The 18,363-nt window shown below is 62.3% G+C and carries 20 protein-coding genes; 9 read left to right on the top strand and 11 right to left on the bottom strand.

Translation table 11 applies throughout. From position 1 onward, the window contains the following. Positions 1 to 15: 15 nt before the first annotated feature. The 5 genes from C5L10_RS14705 to C5L10_RS14685 all read right to left on the bottom strand — a co-directional run bounded on the left by C5L10_RS14705 (position 16) and on the right by C5L10_RS14685 (position 4,430). A complete protein-coding gene (locus C5L10_RS14705; protein ID WP_105430289.1) occupies positions 16 to 1,302 on the bottom strand; it encodes a beta-ketoacyl-ACP synthase in 1,287 nt (428 codons plus the stop codon). Positions 1,303 to 1,313: 11 nt separating this feature from the next. Further along, positions 1,314 to 2,513, bottom strand: a complete 1,200-nt coding sequence (locus tag C5L10_RS14700) for a beta-ketoacyl-ACP synthase (protein ID WP_105430288.1) — start codon at positions 2,511 to 2,513, stop codon at positions 1,314 to 1,316. A 38-nt stretch (positions 2,514 to 2,551) separates the two neighbouring features. Continuing rightward, positions 2,552 to 3,025 (bottom strand): 3-hydroxyacyl-ACP dehydratase FabZ family protein, encoded by a 474-nt coding sequence (locus C5L10_RS14695; protein ID WP_046636302.1) that lies wholly within the window; start codon positions 3,023 to 3,025, stop codon positions 2,552 to 2,554. A gap of 31 nt (positions 3,026 to 3,056) precedes the next feature. Then, entirely contained in the window at positions 3,057 to 3,341 is a 285-nt protein-coding gene (locus C5L10_RS14690; protein ID WP_092662234.1) for an acyl carrier protein, read from the bottom strand. Positions 3,342 to 3,458: 117 nt separating this feature from the next. Next, entirely contained in the window at positions 3,459 to 4,430 is a 972-nt protein-coding gene (locus C5L10_RS14685; RefSeq protein WP_105430402.1) for a nucleoside hydrolase, read from the bottom strand. Between the two features lie 178 nt (positions 4,431 to 4,608). Between C5L10_RS14685 and C5L10_RS14680 the strand changes: the two genes are divergently transcribed. Then, complete coding sequence (locus tag C5L10_RS14680; RefSeq protein WP_105430287.1) at positions 4,609 to 5,394, top strand: TSUP family transporter; 786 nt, start codon at positions 4,609 to 4,611, stop codon at positions 5,392 to 5,394. Here C5L10_RS14680 and cobU read toward each other — a convergent pair. Then, the gene (gene cobU / locus C5L10_RS14675; RefSeq protein ID WP_105430286.1) at positions 5,391 to 5,912 is read right to left on the bottom strand and encodes a bifunctional adenosylcobinamide kinase/adenosylcobinamide-phosphate guanylyltransferase; all 522 of its coding nucleotides are present in this window, start codon (positions 5,910 to 5,912) and stop codon (positions 5,391 to 5,393) included. The genes C5L10_RS14680 and cobU overlap by 4 nt on opposite strands. Positions 5,913 to 6,720: 808 nt before the next feature. Between cobU and C5L10_RS14670 the strand changes: the two genes are divergently transcribed. The 3 genes from C5L10_RS14670 to C5L10_RS14660 all read left to right on the top strand — a co-directional run bounded on the left by C5L10_RS14670 (position 6,721) and on the right by C5L10_RS14660 (position 9,216). Continuing rightward, a complete protein-coding gene (locus tag C5L10_RS14670) occupies positions 6,721 to 7,716 on the top strand; it encodes an ABC transporter substrate-binding protein (protein ID WP_105430285.1) in 996 nt (331 codons plus the stop codon). 118 nt (positions 7,717 to 7,834) lie between these two features. Continuing rightward, the gene (bmt, locus tag C5L10_RS14665) at positions 7,835 to 8,848 is read left to right on the top strand and encodes a betaine--homocysteine S-methyltransferase (RefSeq protein ID WP_105430284.1); all 1,014 of its coding nucleotides are present in this window, start codon (positions 7,835 to 7,837) and stop codon (positions 8,846 to 8,848) included. 23 nt (positions 8,849 to 8,871) lie between these two features. Then, on the top strand, positions 8,872 to 9,216 hold the full coding sequence (locus C5L10_RS14660; protein ID WP_105430283.1) for a hypothetical protein: 345 nt from the start codon (positions 8,872 to 8,874) through the stop codon (positions 9,214 to 9,216). A gap of 7 nt (positions 9,217 to 9,223) precedes the next feature. Here the strand turns inward: C5L10_RS14660 and C5L10_RS14655 are convergent, their stop codons facing one another. The 4 genes from C5L10_RS14655 to C5L10_RS14640 form a co-directional block, all read right to left on the bottom strand. Then, complete coding sequence (locus tag C5L10_RS14655; protein WP_105430282.1) at positions 9,224 to 11,308, bottom strand: VWA domain-containing protein; 2,085 nt, start codon at positions 11,306 to 11,308, stop codon at positions 9,224 to 9,226. After that, positions 11,305 to 11,832: an RNA polymerase sigma factor gene (locus C5L10_RS14650; RefSeq protein WP_105430281.1), complete on the bottom strand. Its 528-nt coding sequence runs from the start codon at positions 11,830 to 11,832 to the stop codon at positions 11,305 to 11,307. The genes C5L10_RS14655 and C5L10_RS14650 overlap by 4 nt, the downstream gene beginning before the upstream one ends. Before the next feature lie 83 nt (positions 11,833 to 11,915). Continuing rightward, on the bottom strand, positions 11,916 to 12,593 hold the full coding sequence (locus tag C5L10_RS14645; protein WP_105430280.1) for a ferredoxin: 678 nt from the start codon (positions 12,591 to 12,593) through the stop codon (positions 11,916 to 11,918). A gap of 101 nt (positions 12,594 to 12,694) precedes the next feature. Continuing rightward, positions 12,695 to 14,269 carry a trimethylamine methyltransferase family protein gene (locus C5L10_RS14640; protein ID WP_105430279.1) on the bottom strand — a complete coding sequence of 525 codons (1,575 nt, stop codon included), beginning with the start codon at positions 14,267 to 14,269 and terminating at the stop codon, positions 12,695 to 12,697. Positions 14,270 to 14,533: 264 nt separating this feature from the next. Between C5L10_RS14640 and C5L10_RS14635 the strand changes: the two genes are divergently transcribed. After that, the gene (locus C5L10_RS14635; protein WP_046599807.1) at positions 14,534 to 15,235 is read left to right on the top strand and encodes a B12-binding domain-containing protein; all 702 of its coding nucleotides are present in this window, start codon (positions 14,534 to 14,536) and stop codon (positions 15,233 to 15,235) included. Between the two features lie 30 nt (positions 15,236 to 15,265). Here the strand turns inward: C5L10_RS14635 and C5L10_RS14630 are convergent, their stop codons facing one another. After that, positions 15,266 to 15,424 (bottom strand): entericidin A/B family lipoprotein, encoded by a 159-nt coding sequence (locus C5L10_RS14630; protein WP_046636313.1) that lies wholly within the window; start codon positions 15,422 to 15,424, stop codon positions 15,266 to 15,268. A 14-nt stretch (positions 15,425 to 15,438) separates the two neighbouring features. On the opposite strand from C5L10_RS14630, the gene C5L10_RS14625 reads away from it, so the two are divergent. The 4 genes from C5L10_RS14625 (at position 15,439) to C5L10_RS14610 (ending at position 18,359) form a co-directional block, all read left to right on the top strand. Continuing rightward, positions 15,439 to 16,080 carry a DUF1638 domain-containing protein gene (locus tag C5L10_RS14625; RefSeq protein ID WP_245448005.1) on the top strand — a complete coding sequence of 214 codons (642 nt, stop codon included), beginning with the start codon at positions 15,439 to 15,441 and terminating at the stop codon, positions 16,078 to 16,080. A 58-nt stretch (positions 16,081 to 16,138) separates the two neighbouring features. Then, positions 16,139 to 16,912 carry a formyl transferase gene (locus C5L10_RS14620; protein ID WP_105430277.1) on the top strand — a complete coding sequence of 258 codons (774 nt, stop codon included), beginning with the start codon at positions 16,139 to 16,141 and terminating at the stop codon, positions 16,910 to 16,912. Between the two features lie 129 nt (positions 16,913 to 17,041). After that, positions 17,042 to 17,344, top strand: a complete 303-nt coding sequence (locus C5L10_RS14615) for a virulence factor (protein ID WP_046667157.1) — start codon at positions 17,042 to 17,044, stop codon at positions 17,342 to 17,344. Between the two features lie 52 nt (positions 17,345 to 17,396). Then, positions 17,397 to 18,359 carry a methyltetrahydrofolate cobalamin methyltransferase gene (locus C5L10_RS14610; RefSeq protein WP_105430276.1) on the top strand — a complete coding sequence of 321 codons (963 nt, stop codon included), beginning with the start codon at positions 17,397 to 17,399 and terminating at the stop codon, positions 18,357 to 18,359. The last annotated feature ends 4 nt before the right edge of the window (positions 18,360 to 18,363 follow it).

Genomic DNA, 18,363 nt, shown 5'->3' with positions numbered 1-18,363 from the left:
GATTGGCGACGGTCTCTAAGCCGGTTCCAGCGCCATGACAAGGCTGGCGTTCTGTCCGCCGAAGCCGAATGAGTTGGAAAGGACCGCCGTCGGCTGTCCATCCCGCTTTTTGTTCGGCACGACATCGAGCACGATCGTCGGATCGGGGTTGGTATAGTTGATGGTCGGCGGCAGCGTACCGGTCAGCATCGTCTGGATCGAGAAGACGGCTTCGACAGCACCGGCCGCAGTCAGCGTATGGCCGATCATCGACTTGTTGGAGGAAACCGGAATTTCCTTCAGTCGATCGCCGAAGACGGCGAGCATAGCGCCATATTCCATCTTGTCGTTTTCCGGCGTCGAGGTGCCGTGCGCGTTGATATAGCCGATGCTGCTCTCATCCATGCCCGCGTCTGCCAGCGCCGCGCGGATCGTCGCAATCGCCGGGCCGCCGTCCGGCGAGGAACGGGTGCGGTGGAAATGGTCGGCCTTTTCGCCGCAGCCCTTCATGATGCCGAGCACCTTGGCACCGCGGGCGATTGCCGATTCGAGCGATTCGAGCACCAACGTCGCCGCACCTTCGGCGATGACGAACCCGTCGCGATCCTTGCTGAACGGCTTGGAAGCCTTTTCCGGCGGGTCGTTCTGGGTGGAGAGTGCGGAAAGGAGCGAGAAGCGGATCAGCGACTCGGCGCTGACCGAACCGTCGGTCGCAACCACCAGCGAACGGTCGGTACGGCCCTGGCGGATCGCTTCGACGCCGAGCTGGATGGCCGTCACGCCGGAGGCGCAGGCCGTCGAGAGGGTCACGGGCAATCCCCGGGTGCCGAACTTGTCGGCGAGGCGTTCGGAGATCGAGCCGAACTGCACGGCTTCGAGAAAGACCGGGTCCGGGCGTTCGCGCATGGCGGCGAGGAAACGGTCATAGGCGTCGCCTTCGACCTTCGACGGCGGAGCGCGGTCGGCAAGCGCGAAACGATCGCTCCATTCCGGCTCGACCGGCGGTGCCGCAAGAAAGAGCGGCCCGTCGAAATCGCCGGAAAGGCCAGACTGGGCGAGCGCTTCGGTGGTGGTCTCGCGCGCAAAGGCGAAGGAACGTTCGACGGAGTTTTCAGCCGGAACGGCGATAAAATCCACCGTGCCGCTAATCCGGGTGGACAGGCCTTCGGTCGGGAAGCGGGTCACCTTGTGGATGCCGGAGGTGCCAGACGTCAGCGCCGCCCAGTTATCGGCAAGTCCCTGCCCAAGCGAGGTGATGACGCCCATGCCGGTGATCGCGATGATCGGGCGGCCGAGATGATCCTTGAAGCGGTTGTCGCTCATCAAAATCTCCTTTACGCGGCTGAGAGGACCGCTAGGCCCTCGCCGCGCGTATAACCGACGGTCGTCACCACGGCATGTTTCGCAGGCCCAGCCATCGGCTTCTCGTTCTCGGCGTCGAATGTGGGTACTGTGGCTGCGCCGTCCAAGGTCAGTGCCGCAAGCGCCAGACCCAATGGGAACTGTGCCTCCATGCCGTGGCCGGTGATACCGCCAAATCCGCGGATCGCCGCTCCGGGGAATTCCTTCTCCAGCAGCGCCTTTTCCCGCGTCGCGAGATCGACGACGCCGCTCGCTCCGGAAAACACGATCGTATCGCCCTTCGAAATGCCAGAAGCGTGGCCGGCAAGACGGGTGATGCGCTTTTCGAGCCTGCCTTCATCGCGATTGCCGCGATCGCCCTCGATCGCGTCGATGACGGCGTAGATATGGGCGCCGCGCGCTTGCGCATGGGCGCGCGATTCGAGCACCAGGAAGGCCCCGACGGTGCCCATGATCATGCCGCCGCCATTGTCGGCGGAACGCGACCAGAGAGGATGCCAGCCACCCGTCGCATGCGCCTGGATACCTTCGACCAGAAGAATGATGTCGGCCCGCTCGGCGACGAAGGCGCCGCCGACCAGGCTGTGGGTCGATTGGCCCGCCTTGATGCGGTGGAAGGCGGTCTCGACGGCGGAAATGCCGGCCGCTTCTTCGCCCATGAACGTACGCGACGAACCGGTGACCTTGTGGACGATCGAGATATTGCCGGCGACCAGGTTGGAAAGCTGGGCCAGAAACAGCGTGGGGCGGAGCTCGGTGGTCAGTTTCTCGTTCAAAAGCATTTCGCGGTCGTTGCGTTTCAGCGCTTCGTCGACGATCAGCGAATCGACCTTGATGTCGCGCTCGCCGCCGCCGGCGGCGACGATCATGTCCATGGAGGCGCAGGCTTCGGCGTCCGTCTTGAAGCCGGCGTCGTCCAGCGCAAGGCCGGCCGAAAATACGCCGAGCCGCTGCCAGTTCTCCATCTGGCGCTGGTCGCCGCGCTTGGCGATCTGCGCCGACCAGTCGATCTCCGGCATCGGATGCACCGGATACGGCGCAAAACGATCGGTCTCGACATTCGGCGCACCGGTTTCGGCCGACGACAGGAGCGCGATATGCGGCTCCTTGCCAACGCCCTGGCTGGTGACGATCCCGATACCAGTGATCACGACATCATTGTCAGACTTCATAATGTCCTCTTTGCCCGCCGGGTTCGATGGGTGGGCTATTACGCGCTTGCGGCGATCGCGTCCATCAGGCCGACTTCTTCGGCGCGCTTGCGGACGATCGGCGCCAGCGGGATTTCGCTGAAAGGCATAGTGCGCAGCTTGAGCTGGGCGTCGCAAACTTTCTTGCCGGCGCTGGTAATCTTGGCTTTGGTCACCGCATACCCCGATCCCTCATGCTCCAGAAACGCCTCGATGTCGAGAACCGCGTCCGGCTCGACGAAGGTGCGCATCTTGGCGCCGTCGACCGACATCAGAAACGGCATGGCGGCGAAATCGGTGGCAGCAAGCACCAGGAAACCGGAGGCCTGAGCCATGGTCTCAATCAGGAGAACGCCCGGCACCAGCGGCATCCCGGGAAAATGGCCTTCGAAGACAGGGCTTTTAGCCGGCACGATCGATTGCGCCTTCAACACCTTCGCCCCGAGATCGACCGCCACGACGCGGTCGATCATCTGGAAATATTCGAGCAGCATGAGATTTGCCGGCCGGGAAGATCGGTAACGATCAGCCCTTCGCCGCCTTCAGCTCGTCGATCTTGGCACACAGGTTCTTCAGAACGAAGTATTCTTCGGTCGAAACCTTGCCTTCGTTCACTTCCTGGGTCCACTGTTCCAGCGGAATCTTGATCCCGAATTCCTTGTCGATGGCGAACACGATATCCAGGAAATCCAGGCTGTCGATGCCCAGGTCATCGATCGTGTGGCTTTCCGGCGTGATGGTCTCGCGATCGATTTCGCTGGTCTCAGCAATGATGTCGGCAACTTTGTCGAATGTAGCAGTCACGCCCATGTCCTTCGCAGAATATCAAAATCAAGGTTCCACATAGGGAAATCGATCACAAATGCCAATGGCTTCGTCCTCCCGCATGAAAATTTGCACCGGAACTGTTGCCTAAACAGCAATCGGCTAGGCGCCGGAGGCCCGGTTGTCGACCAGCGCAGCCCGGATCACCTCCAGAACCTCGCCCGATCGGACGTCGGTGCACACCCACTGGCTCGGCTGGCCATCCCAGGCCGTGCCGACGAATTTGCGGCCACTATCGGGTGCCTGGATCGTTTCGCCGTCGGCAATGCCGCCGCAGACGACTCGCACCGGACCACCACGCAGGATAAAGAGATCCGGGCGTACCAGATAGACGCAGGCCGTGCTGTCGTGCACCGCCATGCCGGAAATGCCGACCCGGCTCTTGTAGAACTCGATGTAATATTGCGACAGGTCGGATAGCAGCTGCACAGACTTTTCGCCCGACTTGGCCATGTCGGCAAGATATTCCCCGGTCATGATCGTCTTCATCGTCACGTCCAGACCGACGATGGTAACCTTCCACGGCGTGGTAAAGATGATGTCGGCGGCCTCCGGATCGCCATGGATGTTGGCTTCCGCTGCCGGCGTGACGTTGCCGTTCACATCGAAGGCGCCGCCCATGACGACGACTTCCTTGACGAGACCGGCGAAATCCGGATCGGCCTGCAGCGCCAGCGCCAGATTGGTCATGCGGCCGACGGCGATCAGCGTCACCTCGCCCGGATTGTCGCGGACGGTATCGATGATGAACTGGTAGGCGGGACGCGGATCGAGCGGCCAGTCGATCGTCTCAGGCAGGCCGATATTGCCGAGACCGTCGAGACCGTGCACGACGGAAGCGGCGCGATCGTCGCTGCGCAGCGGATCGATCGTCCTGTCGGCGCCTTTGGCGATCGGGGCTGAAATTCCCCATTCCTGATGCAGGAATTGGGCATTACGGGTGGTGAGATCGAGCGGAACATTGCCGAAAACGGTCGTCACGCCGAGAAGATCGATTTCCGGGTGCCGGTGCAGAAAGAGCAGCGCCATCGCGTCGTCAACGCCGGGGTCCGTATCGAAAATGACCTTGTGCATAAGCTTTTCCTCGTTCGGCTCTTCGAAAGCCGCGCACAATAACGCCAAACCGATGATGCGCAATCCCGGAAGCAACATGGCTGGGGTCCTGCCGGAGGCGGTTGCAGTCGCGACGGTTCGATGCGAGAAGCACGCCGCACCCGTCCGGATGCGCTTTCGCCGATAGAGTCTCCTCCCCTTGACCGACCTTGCATTCCAATTCCTCTTCCTGCTGTTTCTTGCTGCGATTTTTGCCGGTTTCGTCGATTCGATCGCCGGTGGTGGCGGGCTCATCACCATTCCGGTCATGCTGATCGCCGGCATCCCGCCGCTCGAATCGCTTGCTACGAACAAACTGCAGTCGCAGTTCGGGTCAGCATCCGCGACGATCGCCTATGCGCGCCGTGGCCATGTGAACTTGAAAAGCCAGTTGCCGATGGCGGCGATGTCGATGGTCGGCGGTGCCGTCGGTGCCGCGCTCGCGTCATTGGTGCCGGCGGGCTGGCTTGCCGCGGCAATCCCGTTCCTGCTGATCGCCATCGCGCTGTTCTTCGCCATCAAGCCCAATCTCAACGATATCGACAGTCACCGCCGGGTGACGCCCTTCGTGTTCGGGGTGACGATCGTCCCGTTGGTCGGCCTGTATGACGGCATATTCGGGCCTGGCGCCGGCTCGTTCTACATGCTGGGTTTCGTGCTGCTCGCCGGCTTTGGCATGCTGAAGGCGACCGCCCATACCAAGCTCATCAATCTTGGCTCGAACTTCGGCTCGTTCGTGGTCTTTGCGGCAACCGGGTCCGTACTTTGGAAGATTGGCCTGATCATGGGCGTCGGCCAGTTCCTCGGCGCCCAGGTCGGCTCACGGCTGGCCATGAAGAACGGCGCGAAGCTGATCAAGCCGCTGCTCGTCATCTCCTGTCTGGCGCTCGCCGTGAAGCTGATCGCCGACCCGACCCATCCCGTCCGCGTCTGGCTCGGCTTCTAGCCCTTCATCCTGAGCGGCAGACCGGCGGCGACGAAGAAGACCTCGTCGGCAGATGCCGCGATCCGCTGATGCAGCCTTCCGGCATGGTCTCTGAAATCCCGCGCCATTCTGTTGTCCGGCACGATGCCGAGGCCGACCTCGTTGGAGACGACGACCAGTTTCGCCGAGAGGCTTTCGAACCGGCGCACGAATGCGGCCGCAGCAGTGTCGATATCGCGCTCGTCCATCATCAGGTTGGTGAGCCAGAGCGTCAGGCAATCGACAAGGATGACCCTCCCCGGCGCATCGATTTCGGCCAATCGCTCCACCAGATCGAGCGGCACTTCATGCGTGGTCCAGCCGTCTCCGCGATCGACACGATGCCGGGCGATGCGATCGCGCATCTCGTCGTCATAGGCACGACCGGTGGCCACGTAGTGCCGTTCCAGGCCGCTTTCCTTGGCAAGCCTTTCCGAAAACCCGGATTTGCCCGAGCGGGCGCCGCCGAGGACAAGGGTGACGTGACCGTTGCGTGTCATGGAGAAAATGGCCTGAACCAGAGGGGACCGGACGATTCGTAGACAGGAGGCGTCCGGCCCTGTTGGTGATGATGTCTCTGGATTCGCATTACGGTCAAATGGTGCAGCTATATACGCGAAGTGTCAACCAACACCCGCCTGCCGTCGCTCGGTCTCATCGACGCGGGCAGCCACGGCTGGCCGGGTCCGGCCAGCCGATTTCGGCCACAAATCCGCACATTTGGCAAAGGAGGCCGCGGCCCCGTATTTGACAATCGCGAATTTGACAACGATCGGAAGATGAAGTGTCCGCGGGCCAACAGAACGGGCCTGCCATCGGACGGCAAGGGCGACCGGTACGCACTACCTGATCCGGCGCCAAGCGCGAGCTAACCGCCCGCATGAAAAGCAATAACGCGACATTCTTACCGGATGGTTAGTGAACTCCGTAAGCCGCGTGTTTTTCTCATTTTTCTGTTCTTTCCGAAAAAAATGACCGTGTGAATAGCGGCGGCTACCGGAAAAAGGCCCAGCCTGACACGACATTGTTTCGCACTCAGTGAATGTTTGCCTCGCCGCAAGCGACGATCTCAAGGAGCAGCAATCGATGGCCGGCGCAGATTGCGCGGGCGTATGCATGTTGATTTCTGAGGAGGAAGACGTACCGTGATTTGAACTGACATAATAAATGCACAGTATCCGTGGAAAGCTGTCGCGATGCGAACGAGACCTATACTCTCACCGGCCTGCTCAGACTGAATCCAACAGTGTGCACCACCTCGCGCTCGATTGAAGTGAACAGTGAAAGGAAAGACCGGGAGGTCCCTGAATGAAAAAAATCCTCGCTTCCACGGTCTTCGCCGCCGGTCTCTATGCTTTCGCAGGGTCAGCCTCGGCGGACTGCGGTGCGGTCTCGATCGCCGAAATGAATTGGGCTTCGGCCGGCATTGCGGCCAATCTCGACAAGATCATCCTCGAACAAGGTTTCGGCTGCACGGTCCAGCTCGTCCCGGGCGACACGCTTCCGACCTTCACTTCCATGAACGAAAGAGGCCAGCCGGACCTCGCGCCGGAATTCTGGATCAACTCGGTGCGCACCTCACTCGACAAGGCCGTCGCCGAGGGCCGCATGATCGTCGGCGCTGAGATCCTCTCCGACGGGGCCGTCGAAGGCTGGTGGATTCCGAAATTCCTCGCCGACGCCCATCCCGATATCAAGACCGTGCAGCAGGCACTGACGCATCCGGATCTTTTCCCGGCACAGCAGAAAGCCGGAAGGGGTGCCATCTACAACTGCCCGTCCGGCTGGAGCTGCCAGGTTTCGACCGCCAACCTTTTCCGAGCGCTTGGCGCCGACGAAAAGAAATTCGATCTGATCGATACCGGGTCTGCCGCCGGCCTTGACGGTTCGATCACCAACGCCTTCGAGAAAAAGACCGGCTGGCTCGGCTACTACTGGGCGCCGACCGCCTTCCTCGGCAAATACGAGATGGTGAAGCTCTCCTTCAACGTCCCGCACGACAAGGCCGATTGGGACGCCTGCACCGCCGTGCCGAACTGCCCGAACCCGAAGGTCAATTCCTATCCGACGTCGCAGGCCTTCACTCTGGTCACCAAACAATTCGCCCAGAAGGCCGAGGTGGCGATGGACTATATCAAGAGGCGCAAGTGGACCAATACGACGGTCAACAGCGTGCTCGCCTGGCAGGAAGCGAACAAGAGCACCAACGAAGCTGCCGCCAAACATTTCCTGGAAAGCAGTCCGGATATCTGGACCAAGTGGGTCGCTCCCGACGTCGCCGACAAGATCAAGGCGTCGCTCTGAAGCGATTGCTTGAACCGGCGCTGCTGAAGCCGCCGGCGTCGCGAAGAGGCATGCGGCTGCGAGTTGCAATCATATAAAGGTTTCTTTATATGATATTTCCATTGCAAGGAACGCCGCCATGCCGACCGCCAACGCACTGACCGAACTTCTGGCCGAAAAGGGCGTGCTGCTGGCCGACGGCGCGACCGGCACCAATCTCTTCGCCATGGGCCTCGAGGCCGGCGAAGCGCCGGAACTGTGGAACGAGGCCGCGCCTGAAAAGATCGAGAAGCTGCATCAGGATTTCGTCGATGCGGGCGCCGACATCATCCTCACCAATTCCTTCGGCGGCACGCGCCAACGGCTGAAGCTGCACAAGGCCGAGGGTCGGGTGCACGAACTCAACCGGCTTGCCGCGCAGATTGCCCGCAAGGTGGCCGACAGAGCGGGCCGCAAGGTGATCGTCGCGGGTTCGGTCGGACCGACCGGCGAATTGTTCGTTCCGCTCGGAGCCCTGACCCACGAGGATGCGGTCGCCGCTTTCGCGGAACAGATCGAGGGCCTGAAGGCCGGCGGCGCCGATATCGCCTGGATCGAGACGATGTCCGCGCCGGAAGAAATCCGCGCGGCGGCCGAAGCTGCCGTCAGGGCCGGGTTGCCCTATACCTATACCGGCTCTTTCGACACAGCCGGCAGGACGATGATGGGCCTCGATCCCAAGCAGATCCACGGCGTGGCGAAGGATGTCGGCGAAGGCCCGGTCGCGGCCGGCGCCAATTGCGGTGTCGGCGCGTCCGATATCCTGTCGAGCCTGCTCGACATGACCGCCGCCGATCCCGACGCCGTTACCATCGTCAAGGGCAATTGCGGTATTCCGGAATTTCGCGGCGCCGAGATCTTCTATTCGGGCACGCCGCCGCTGATGGCCGAATATGCAAGGCTTGCCCGCGATGCCGGCGCAAGGATCATCGGCGGATGCTGCGGCACGTCCTGCGAACACCTGGCCGCCATGCGCGCCGCACTCGACGACTACACCCCTCGGCCGCGACCGACGATCGAGGAAATCGTCGACAAGATCGGCCCGCTGCGCAATAAGACCGCCAGCGAATCGGGCGGAGATTCCGGCCGGGAAAGACGCCGCCGCCGCGGCTGACCGTTGGGCTGAAGGACACAGACATGGCAAACATATCCCCGATCGGCAGCCGCGAAACGGTGGCGGAGAGCCTTTCCGCTTTCTCGGCCGAAAATCAGTCCTGGCTTATTCTGTTGATGGACAATCCGACATCCGACGATCTGCTGCTCGATGGTTTGCACCTCTACCTGCATAATGCGTCGGAAGCGAAGTTCCTGAATTCGCTGAAGCTGCAGAAATGCGGCGAGTGGATCGGCGACATCGCCCCTGCCCGGCTGCAGATCCGGCTGATGGAAGCGGCGAAGTCCAGCCAGCACCCGGCCTATTCGGCGTTTCGCGAGGGGCTCGCCCGCTCCGGCGGCCTGGAGCGGGCGTATCCCAAGGTTTGAGTGACGCCTAACGACGGTCGAGGGTTTCGGCGAGCCGCACCAGGTCGAGGAACCCGCCCCGATATCCGAACGCATCCTCGCCGCGGGCATTGCGCGCCATGTCGAGGATCAAGCGGTAGGGATAGGCATCGAGCGCATCGGTGCCGCGCAGTTTCTGACCGAAGGCGGCGACGGCCGTGGCGAAACGCACGTCCTGAGGTGCCGCCGAGAAGTCGCGCACCGCATTCATCTCCGTGACAACAGTGGTGATCAGCTTGCTGGTGTCGCCATCCGGCTGCTTGTAGCGGATCCTGACGAAGGCCATTTCATCGGAGACCGGGATGGGCGCCGACGCCGCGGCCGGGCCGTAACGGAGCGGGTCGTTGAGTGCCGAGGCACTACCTTTCGGCGTCACCTCGTAGATCGCCGTCACCGCATGGCCGGAGCCGATATCGCCGGCATCCACCCGGTCGTTGTTGAAATCCTCGCGCTTCAGCGCCCGGGTCTCGTAGCCGACCAGACGATATTCGCCGATCTGTTGCGGATTGAACTCCACCTGGATCTTGACGTCCTTGGCGATCGGGAAAAGCGTCGAGCCGGCCTCGTCGACAAGCGCCTTCTGTGCCTCGGCGAGTGTATCGATATAAGCGGCCGTGCCATTGCCGTTCTGAGCGAGCGTCTGCATCAGGCTGTCGTTGAGATTGCCCTTTCCGAAACCGAGAACCGAGAGGAAGATGCCGTCCTTGCGGCGCTGCTCGATGATCCGCTTGAGCTCTTCGTCGCTCGAAACGCCCACGTTGAAATCGCCGTCGGTGGCCAGCATCACCCGGTTGACGCCGCCCTGGATAAAGGCCTGGCGGGCCAGGCGATAGGCCGCATCGATGCCTTCGGCGCCGGCCGTCGAGCCGCCGGGCCGCAGATTGTCGATTGCAGCGAGAATCTTGTCCCGCTCACGGGCGGACGTCGGCTCAAGCACCGTCCCGGCATTGCCTGCATAGGTGACGATCGAGACCTTGTCCTCCGGCTTCAATTTGCCGACCAGCAGCCGGAAGGCGCTTTTCAGCAAAGGCAGCCTGTCCGGCGCGTTCATCGAGCCCGATACGTCGATCAGGAAAACAAGATTGGCGGCAGGCTGCGCGGCCGGCGCGGTCTCGAAGCCCTTGATCGCCACATGCATCAGCCGCGTGCCACTATTCCACGGCGTCGGCGTGACGGTGACGGTGGTTCGGAACGGTTCGTCGACCGTCTGCGGCCGTGGCCAGTCATAGGGGAAATAGTTGATCATCTCCTCGACGCGCACGCTGTCCGGATCCGGCAGATGTCCCTCCAGCAGCGAGCGTCGGACGAAGGCATAGGACGCGGTATCGACGTCGACGGAGAAGGTCGAGACAGGATCGGTCGCGACGCTCTTTACCGGATTGGTGTTCGCATTGGCGAAACGGTCGCGGCTTTCTTCGAGCGGCGGCAGGATTTCGCGCTCGGTTGGCGCATAACGGGGAGCGGCGGCCAATGGTACCGCGCGCTCAGCCATGACCGGCGGCGGTGCCACGGGAGCGGGCGTAGCCGCTTGAGCGGGTGCCACGCTTCGTTTGGCCGCGCCACCGTCGGCCTCCCGCTTGTTCAGCAGCCGGGCAACATCCGAGGCGTCAAAATCGCTTTGCCTGGAGAGTTGAGCCGATGGTGCAGCGTCACTGCCCCGTGCCGTTTCCTGCTGCTGCGGTTCAGCCGGCTTCGCGACTGACGGCACCGGAACTCTTTCCACAGTGGGCTTCGGCGCGTCCAGGACTTGCGGCAGGGCGACTTGGCCTGAAGTCGGCAGGTTTCCGCGCGTCAGTTCGAATGTCAGCAGTGCGGCTGTGGGAATGATCAGCATCGTCGCAAGCGCAGAGCCGGCGAGATAACGGTGTTGGGTGACCATGCGAGTGCTCCAGATCCGATTGAGAACGGAGCTTTGACGCTGCCACCGGGAGCTTCCTTTGCCGCGTGCGGCATTTTTTTCCGTCTCGTCGAACGCCTGCATGGCGGCGGCAAGCGCACGGGCGCGTGCCGCATCGGAAGCGCGGGGCGCTGGCGCAAGGTTGCCGAGCTGGTCGAATTCGTCCGTCATGGTCAAACCGCCTCCTTCTTCAGAAGGTCCTTCAATCGTTTGCGAGCCTCGTGCAGATGCCAGGAGACCGTGTTTTCGCTGCAGTCGAGAACGCCCGCCGCAGCCGCATGCGAGAGCCCCTCGCTATGGACCAGTAGGACCGCATCCCGCTGCTTTTCCGGCAGGCGGCGCACCGCGGCCCACAGCCAGTTACCTCGATCGTCTTCCTCCGGCTCCAGATGCGAAAAGAAGATCGGGTCGTTTGCAAGCCGGTCCTGGTCCCGTCGCCGGCGGGAGGACTGGCGCTGATGGTCGCGCACCGCATTCAGTGTCAGCGTGTAGAGCCAGGTGCGGAACGCCGACTGCCCCTTGAAGCTGCGGATCGCCTTGCCCAGGCGGATGCAGACGTCCTGGGCGATGTCTTCCGCATCGCTTTGCGAGCCCGACCAGCGCCAGGCGACGGCATGAATGAAATCGTAATGCGCCGCGACGAGCGCTGAGAACGCATTGCGGTCGCCCTGGCATGCCTTATCGAGGATTTCCGCGCTCACTTATCCGCCCGCTTTTCCGTCGCTTACGAGGTTAGACGTTCCGCTCCGGAAATTCCTTGGGTGCTCAAGAAAAACTTTTTCGTTCACCGCACCAGCGCTTCCATATGGAACCGGAGCTGCCCCGGCGGGTAGCGATGTTGCACACCCACCGGACAGGAATTGCGGGCAACACAGCCGGAGGCCATGCAGGTCATCTTGCTTGCATCGCTTGCAAGATAGGCGCTGCATCGGGCAATGTCGAAGCCCGACAGGCTGACCGCATTGACGGGACAGGCCGACAGGCAGGGCTTTTCGGCGCAATTCTCGCAAGGACGCTCGGCCGCACCAGGCGAATTCTCGATCGCAAACGGAAAACCAAAAGCGCCTCGATAACCGTGCCAGAGCCCGAACTGCGGATGGATGAGGATGCCGAGCGGCGACGACTTCAGACCTTCAGCCTTCATCGCCCATTGCTGGAACGGCTGCCAGGGCGGATCGGACGGGAAATAGGCAGCGGCTCCGAGCTGCTCGGCGAGCGGCCGGATCAAGGACTTCGACCACGTGTCGAGGGGATCGGGACCGTCATGGCCTTTTCGCCATTCCGTGAACGACGGCCAGATCGAACCGCCGACATTGCCGAGCAATACGACGGACCTGGCAAGGGATCCGTTGCCCAGCAACGGACCCTCGCCCGTTCCAAAATTCACCACGCCGCGGATCAGGATGCCGTGGGGTTCGAGCCCCACGGCAATCTCGTCGAGAACTGGTGAAGGCGGCCTCACCGAGGCCCCTGGTATCGGTAATGCGGTCGCCAGACACCCTCCTGGATGAAATCGGCGACCAGCCTGGCACCGCCTTGCTCCCTGGCGGCATCGGGCTCTCTTCAGGTGAAGGCGTCGGGCATCGAATCCTTGCGATCCTTGATGAATGCCAGCAGCGCCTCGTCGATCGCGGGATCGAGCGGCGGTGCTTCGTAGCTGTCGAGCCAGGAGCGGCAGAGCGCATTCGCGCGCTGCTCGATCCGCTTCTCGCCCTCGATTTCCCACTGTTCGAAGGAATTGTTGTCCATCAGTGCCGAGCGGTAGAAGGCCGTCTGGAAATGCGCCTGGGTGTGGGCGCAGCCGAGATAATGGCTGCCGGGGCCGACTTCGCGGATTGCGTCGAGGGCCTGGCCTTCTTCGGACAAATCGACACCCTGCGCCATCTTCTGCATCATGCCGAGCTGGTCCTGGTCGATCATGAATTTCTCGTAGGACGACACCAGGCCGCCTTCCAGCCAGCCGGCGGCATGCAGCACGAAGTTCGTGCCGGCGAGCAGCGTCGTGTTCAGCGTATTGGCCGATTCGTGCGCCGCCTGGGCATCGGGCACTTTCGAGCCGCAGAGCGAACCGCCGGTACGGAACGGCAGGCCGAGGCGGCGGGCAAGCTGGGCCGCGCCGTAAGAGACCAGCGACGGTTCCGGGGTCCCGAAGGTCGGCGCACCGGACTGCATCGAGATCGACGCCGCGAACGTTCCGAACAGCACCGGCGAGCCCTTGCGGATCAACTGCGTCAGCGCAGCACCCGCCAGCACCTCGGCAAGGATCTGCGTCAGCGTGCCGGTCACCGTCACCGGGCTCATGGCGCCAGAGAGAATGAACGGTGACACGACCGAGGCCTGGTTATGCCGCGCATAGACCTTCAGTGCGCCGAGCATGGTCCCGTCGAACACCATCGGAGAGTTGGCGTTGATAAGGTTCAGGGTGACGCAATTGTTCTCGACGAACTCGTCGCCGAAGACCAGCTTCGCCATGGCGACGGTGTCCTCGGCGCGTTCCGGTGCGGTGACCGATCCCATGAACGGCTTGTCGGAATACTTGATATGGCTGTAGATCATATCGAGGTGCCGCTTGTTGACCGGCACGTCGACCGGCTCGCAGACCGTGCCGCCCGACGAATGCATCGACGGCGCCATATAGGCGAGCTTCACGAAATTGCGGAAATCCTCGATCGTCGCATAACGGCGCTTGCCGTCGAGATCGCGCACGAAGGGAGGTCCGTAGACCGGCGCGAACACGGTCGCATTGCCGCCGATCTGGACATTGCGCTCCGGGTTGCGCGCATGCCAGGTGAATTCGCTCGGTGCGGTCTTCAGGAGTTCGCGGCAGAGGCCCTTGGGGAAATGCACCCGGTGGCCCTGGACGTCTGCACCCGCCTTCGCCCAGAGATCGAGCGCCTCCTCATCCTCGCGGAATTCGATGCCGATCTCTTCGAGGATCAGATCCGCATTGCGCTCAATGAGAGCAAGGCCCTCCTCGTCAAGCACCTCGTAGACGCCTATTCTGCGGGTGATATAGGGCAAGGAGAGGCCGGGACCGTTGCCTGCGCGGGCCGCGCGGCGGCCTGCCGCTCCCCGCTCGCCGCGGCCGCGTCTGGCCCCGCTGCCTGCCGGTTCCGTCTCTGGGGTCAAATCGTCCATGATGTTCCTCGCCTCCGCTTTGAAAAGCGCCTCAAGCCTTTTTGATGCGCCATGCTAGGCTCAAGCGCAAGCCGAGCCCCGCCTTTCTGCGTCACGGGTTTGTACAGGACAGACATCACGCAGTGATCTTCCGTCGTTTTTCCGACGCGCCGCTGTCGCATACGAAAGAAATTGCCAAGCAAATTAAAGGTACAGATAGTCGGGACGGTAAACGTCTGATTTGCCGGCCTTCGAACCGGCCCCTCGAACGAAGGGAAGCATTGCATGTCCGACGACGAAATCATCCTGGCGGAACTTTCAGACGAGGAACTCGTGCAGCAGATGCACGACGACCTTTACGACGGCTTGAAGGAGGAGATCGAGGAGGCGACTAACATCCTGCTCGCTCGCGGTTGGACGCCCTATGACGTCCTCACCAAGGCCCTGGTCGAGGGCATGCGCATCGTCGGCATCGACTTCCGCGACGGCATTCTTTTCGTGCCGGAAGTGCTGCTATCGGCGAGTGCCATGAAGGCGGGCATGTTCATCCTGCGGCCGCTTCTGGTCGAGACCGGCGCCCCGAAACTCGGCAAGATGGTGATCGGCACCGTCAAGGGCGACATCCACGACATCGGCAAGAACCTCGTCGGCATGATGATGGAGGGAGCGGGCTTCGACGTGGTCGATCTTGGCATCAACAACCCCGTCGAGAACTATCTCGATGCGATCGAGCGGGAACAGCCGGATATTCTCGGAATGTCGGCGCTTTTGACCACGACCATGCCCTACATGAAGGTCGTCATCGACACCCTGAAGGAAAAGGGCATGCGCGACGACTATATCGTGCTTGTCGGCGGCGCGCCGCTCAACGAGGAGTTCGGCAAGGCGGTCGGCGCCGATGCCTATTGCCGCGATGCGGCGGTCGCCGTCGAAACGGCAAAGGAATATATCCGCCGCAAGCACAACAGCCTTGCCGCCGGCGCTTGAAGCGCCGGACGGTTTGCTGACGGCGACGCTTTAGCGCGCAGCGCGATCGACCCGGCGGCCCGCGTCCTGCGTGGCGTTGACGGTATTGGCCGTATCCTGGCCCATGCCGCGAATGGTATTGCCGCAGGAAGTGAGAGAAACCATCGTCGCGAGAAGAGCGGCGATCACCGTGACTGTCTTGGCCGTCATGTTAGAATACTCCGATGGAGAGAGATGAAATCGTGGCGGAAATGGATTTTCCGGCAAAGGAACGTTCAACTCGCGAAAAAGTTCACGTAATCGCGTGCGGAGCGATCGCGCGGGAAATCCTTGCTGTTTCCAGGCAGCAAGGTCTTGGCCATATCGATCTCAATTGCCTGCCGGCGATCTGGCACGCCTATCCGCAGAAGATCGTTCCGGGTCTTGAAAAAGCCGTTGCCGAGGCGCGGAAAGCCGGCTTTGAAAAGATCTTCTTCGCCTACGCCGATTGCGGAACCGGCGGCGACATAGACCGGCTCTGCGCGCGAGAGGGCATCGCCCGCATCGAAGGCCCGCACTGTTATTCCTTCTTCGCCGGAAACGACGCTTTTGCCGCAAAAGCGGACGAAGACCTGTTCTCGTTCTTCCTGACAGACTTTCTCGCCCGCCAGTTCGAGGCCTTCGTCATCGAACCGCTCGGCCTCGACCGCCACCCGCAGCTGAAGGACATGTATTTCGGCAATTACCGAAAACTCGTCTATCTCAGCCAGGAGGAAGACGAGGTCCTTCAGGACAAGGCGCGTGGAGCCGCCGAGTATCTCGGCCTGGAATACGAATACCGCTTCACCGGCTACGGCGACCTCACGCAGGCGTTACGCTCGGTTTAACCGTTTCTTCGGGCCTTCGGCGGAAGAGTGCGGCCCTGCGCTTTTTGCGGGGGGATCGATGCAGGACGGGAATTCTCGGATCGTGGTGATGACATCAGGCGGGGTGAACCCGCAGGTGATGATCAACGCATTGGCAAAACATTTTCCCGACCTGCATGTCGTCGAGGAACAGCCGGAATCGAAAGGCACGTTGCTGAAACGCCGCGCCCGGCGGTTCGGCTGGCTTACAGCGCTTGGCCAACTGGCGACGATGATCGCGTCGCGGCTCACCAAGAGCGTGGCGGCAAGGCGCTCCGCCGAGATCATCCGCGACTACGGCCATTCCGCCGAACCGAACCCGGCAATCCCCGTGACGCACGTGCCATCGCTCAACGATCCGGCCTGTCACGCGGCGGTGACAGTCCTGAAGCCCGCCGCGATCTTCACCATATCCTGCCGCATCCTGTCGCCGCAGACGCTTGGCGCGATCCCCTGCCCGGTCATCAACTTCCACGCCGGCATCAACCCCATGTACCGCGGCCAAATGGGCGGTTACTGGTCGCGCGTCGAAGGCGACGAGAAGAACTTTGGCGCCACCGTGCATCTGGTCGACAAGGGCATCGATACCGGTGGGACGCTCTACGAGAAGCGGGTGGAGCCGGCGGGCTCGGATTCGCTCGCCACCTATCCGCTGCTGATGACCGCCACTTCCGTCGAGATCAGCGTCCGCGCACTTCAGGATGCCATCGACGGAACGCTGAAGCCGTACCAGCCGCAAGGCCCCTCCGCACTGCGTTTTCCACCGCCGATCTGGACCTGGCTCTATCACGGACTGACCCGGAAGATCTGGTAACCGGCATCCGGCCCGGCATCCCGCAAGGCAATCCCATCGCCGCGTCGTATTTTGCTGGGTGCGACGTCGTCGCAAGCGCAGTCTTGTCGCCCGCACCCGTGCATGCTGCACCTCAACACGGAGGAATTCATGGCCGACCGCATCGTCGTCTTCTGGCGGGATATTCCGGCGCAGGTGATCATCAAGAAGGGCCGCCAGACCGCCAAGCGGGAACTGTCGCTGCGCTTCACCGAGGCGATCGACATGTGCGCGATGCGCAGCGGCGCCGCCGGCACCGACGACTATCTCGCAGAATGGCGCAAGGCCGAACCGATCGCCGTTTCCGACGATCTTGAGGCCGAAGCCGACAGGGCGGCAGCCGAGCTCGAGGCAGCCTATGACAGGGAAAAACTCGTCGCGCTGGTGAAGACCGGCGGCCGCGAAACCGCCTGACGTTCAGACAATCACATCGTTTCTGCGCCGCATCGCGCGCCTGGAGGAAGAAATGACCCGCACCATCGTCGCATCCGCAACCCGGGAGATCGTGATCGGCTTCGACCAGCCCTTTTGCGTGATCGGCGAACGCATCAACCCGACGGGCCGCAAGAAGCTCGCGGCAGAGATGATCGTGGGCAATTTCGACACCGTCATCAGGGATGCGCTGGAGCAGGTTGCGGCGGGCGCCACCATGCTCGACGTCAATGCCGGAGTCACCTCGGTCAACCCCAACGAGACCGAACCTGGCCTGCTCGTCCGGACGCTGGAGATCGTCCAGGGCCTCGTCGACGTGCCGCTGTCGATCGACAGTTCGGTGACAGCCGCAATCGAGGCGGCGCTGAAAGTCGCCAAGGGCCGGCCGCTGGTCAATTCGGTGACCGGCGAGGAGGAAAAACTCGAGGCGATCCTGCCGCTCTGCAAGAAATATGACGTACCGGTGGTGGCGATCTCCAACGACGAGACCGGCATTTCGATGGATCCGGACGTCCGTTTCGCGGTCGCCAAGAAGATCGTCGAACGGGCCGCCGACTACGGCATTAAGCCGCACGACATCGTCGTCGATCCGCTGGTCATGCCGATCGGCGCGCTCGGAACAGCCGGCCTGCAGGTCTTTGCGCTGCTGCGGCGCCTGCGCGAAGAATTGAAGGTCAACACCACCTGCGGGCTCTCCAACATCTCCTTCGGCCTGCCGCACCGCCATGGCATCAATGCCGGCTTCATCCCGATGGTGATCGGTGCCGGAATGACGTCGGCGATCATGAACCCCTGCCGGCCGCAGGAAATGGAAGCGGTGCGCGCCGCCAACGTGCTCAACGGCACGGATCAGAATTGCGGTAACTGGATCATGACCTATCGGGACTATAAGCCGGTCGAAGGCGGTGGAACTGCTGCGACGGCTACACCTTCGGCTGCCAGCGGCCGACGCGGCGGCCGGGCCGCACGGGCTGGCGCCGGAGCGCGGACGGAGTAAGTAC

This window comes from Neorhizobium sp. T6_25, from assembly GCF_002968555.1.
In the GTDB taxonomy this organism is placed as follows: domain Bacteria; phylum Pseudomonadota; class Alphaproteobacteria; order Rhizobiales; family Rhizobiaceae; genus Neorhizobium.
Note: the sequence above shows the minus strand (reverse complement) of the source record. Positions and strands in the feature narration are given on the sequence as shown.

Excerpts from the sequence above, each read along its gene's own strand:
- C5L10_RS14685 (WP_105430402.1), bottom strand. The coding sequence starts at position 4,430 with ATGCACAAGGTCATTTTCGATACGGACCCCGGCGTTGACGACGCGATG.
- C5L10_RS14695 (WP_046636302.1), bottom strand. The coding sequence starts at position 3,025 with ATGCTGCTCGAATATTTCCAGATGATCGACCGCGTCGTGGCGGTCGAT.
- C5L10_RS14700 (WP_105430288.1), bottom strand. The coding sequence starts at position 2,513 with ATGAAGTCTGACAATGATGTCGTGATCACTGGTATCGGGATCGTCACC.
- C5L10_RS14615 (WP_046667157.1), top strand. The coding sequence starts at position 17,042 with ATGGCCGACCGCATCGTCGTCTTCTGGCGGGATATTCCGGCGCAGGTG.
- C5L10_RS14660 (WP_105430283.1), top strand. The coding sequence starts at position 8,872 with ATGGCAAACATATCCCCGATCGGCAGCCGCGAAACGGTGGCGGAGAGC.
- C5L10_RS14640 (WP_105430279.1), bottom strand. The coding sequence starts at position 14,269 with ATGGACGATTTGACCCCAGAGACGGAACCGGCAGGCAGCGGGGCCAGA.
- C5L10_RS14630 (WP_046636313.1), bottom strand. The coding sequence starts at position 15,424 with ATGACGGCCAAGACAGTCACGGTGATCGCCGCTCTTCTCGCGACGATG.
- C5L10_RS14625 (WP_245448005.1), top strand. The coding sequence starts at position 15,439 with ATGGAGAGAGATGAAATCGTGGCGGAAATGGATTTTCCGGCAAAGGAA.
- C5L10_RS14635 (WP_046599807.1), top strand. The coding sequence starts at position 14,534 with ATGTCCGACGACGAAATCATCCTGGCGGAACTTTCAGACGAGGAACTC.
- C5L10_RS14690 (WP_092662234.1), bottom strand. The coding sequence starts at position 3,341 with ATGGGCGTGACTGCTACATTCGACAAAGTTGCCGACATCATTGCTGAG.
- C5L10_RS14705 (WP_105430289.1), bottom strand. The coding sequence starts at position 1,302 with ATGAGCGACAACCGCTTCAAGGATCATCTCGGCCGCCCGATCATCGCG.
- C5L10_RS14620 (WP_105430277.1), top strand. The coding sequence starts at position 16,139 with ATGCAGGACGGGAATTCTCGGATCGTGGTGATGACATCAGGCGGGGTG.
- bmt (WP_105430284.1), top strand. The coding sequence starts at position 7,835 with ATGCCGACCGCCAACGCACTGACCGAACTTCTGGCCGAAAAGGGCGTG.
- cobU (WP_105430286.1), bottom strand. The coding sequence starts at position 5,912 with ATGACACGCAACGGTCACGTCACCCTTGTCCTCGGCGGCGCCCGCTCG.
- C5L10_RS14610 (WP_105430276.1), top strand. The coding sequence starts at position 17,397 with ATGACCCGCACCATCGTCGCATCCGCAACCCGGGAGATCGTGATCGGC.
- C5L10_RS14670 (WP_105430285.1), top strand. The coding sequence starts at position 6,721 with ATGAAAAAAATCCTCGCTTCCACGGTCTTCGCCGCCGGTCTCTATGCT.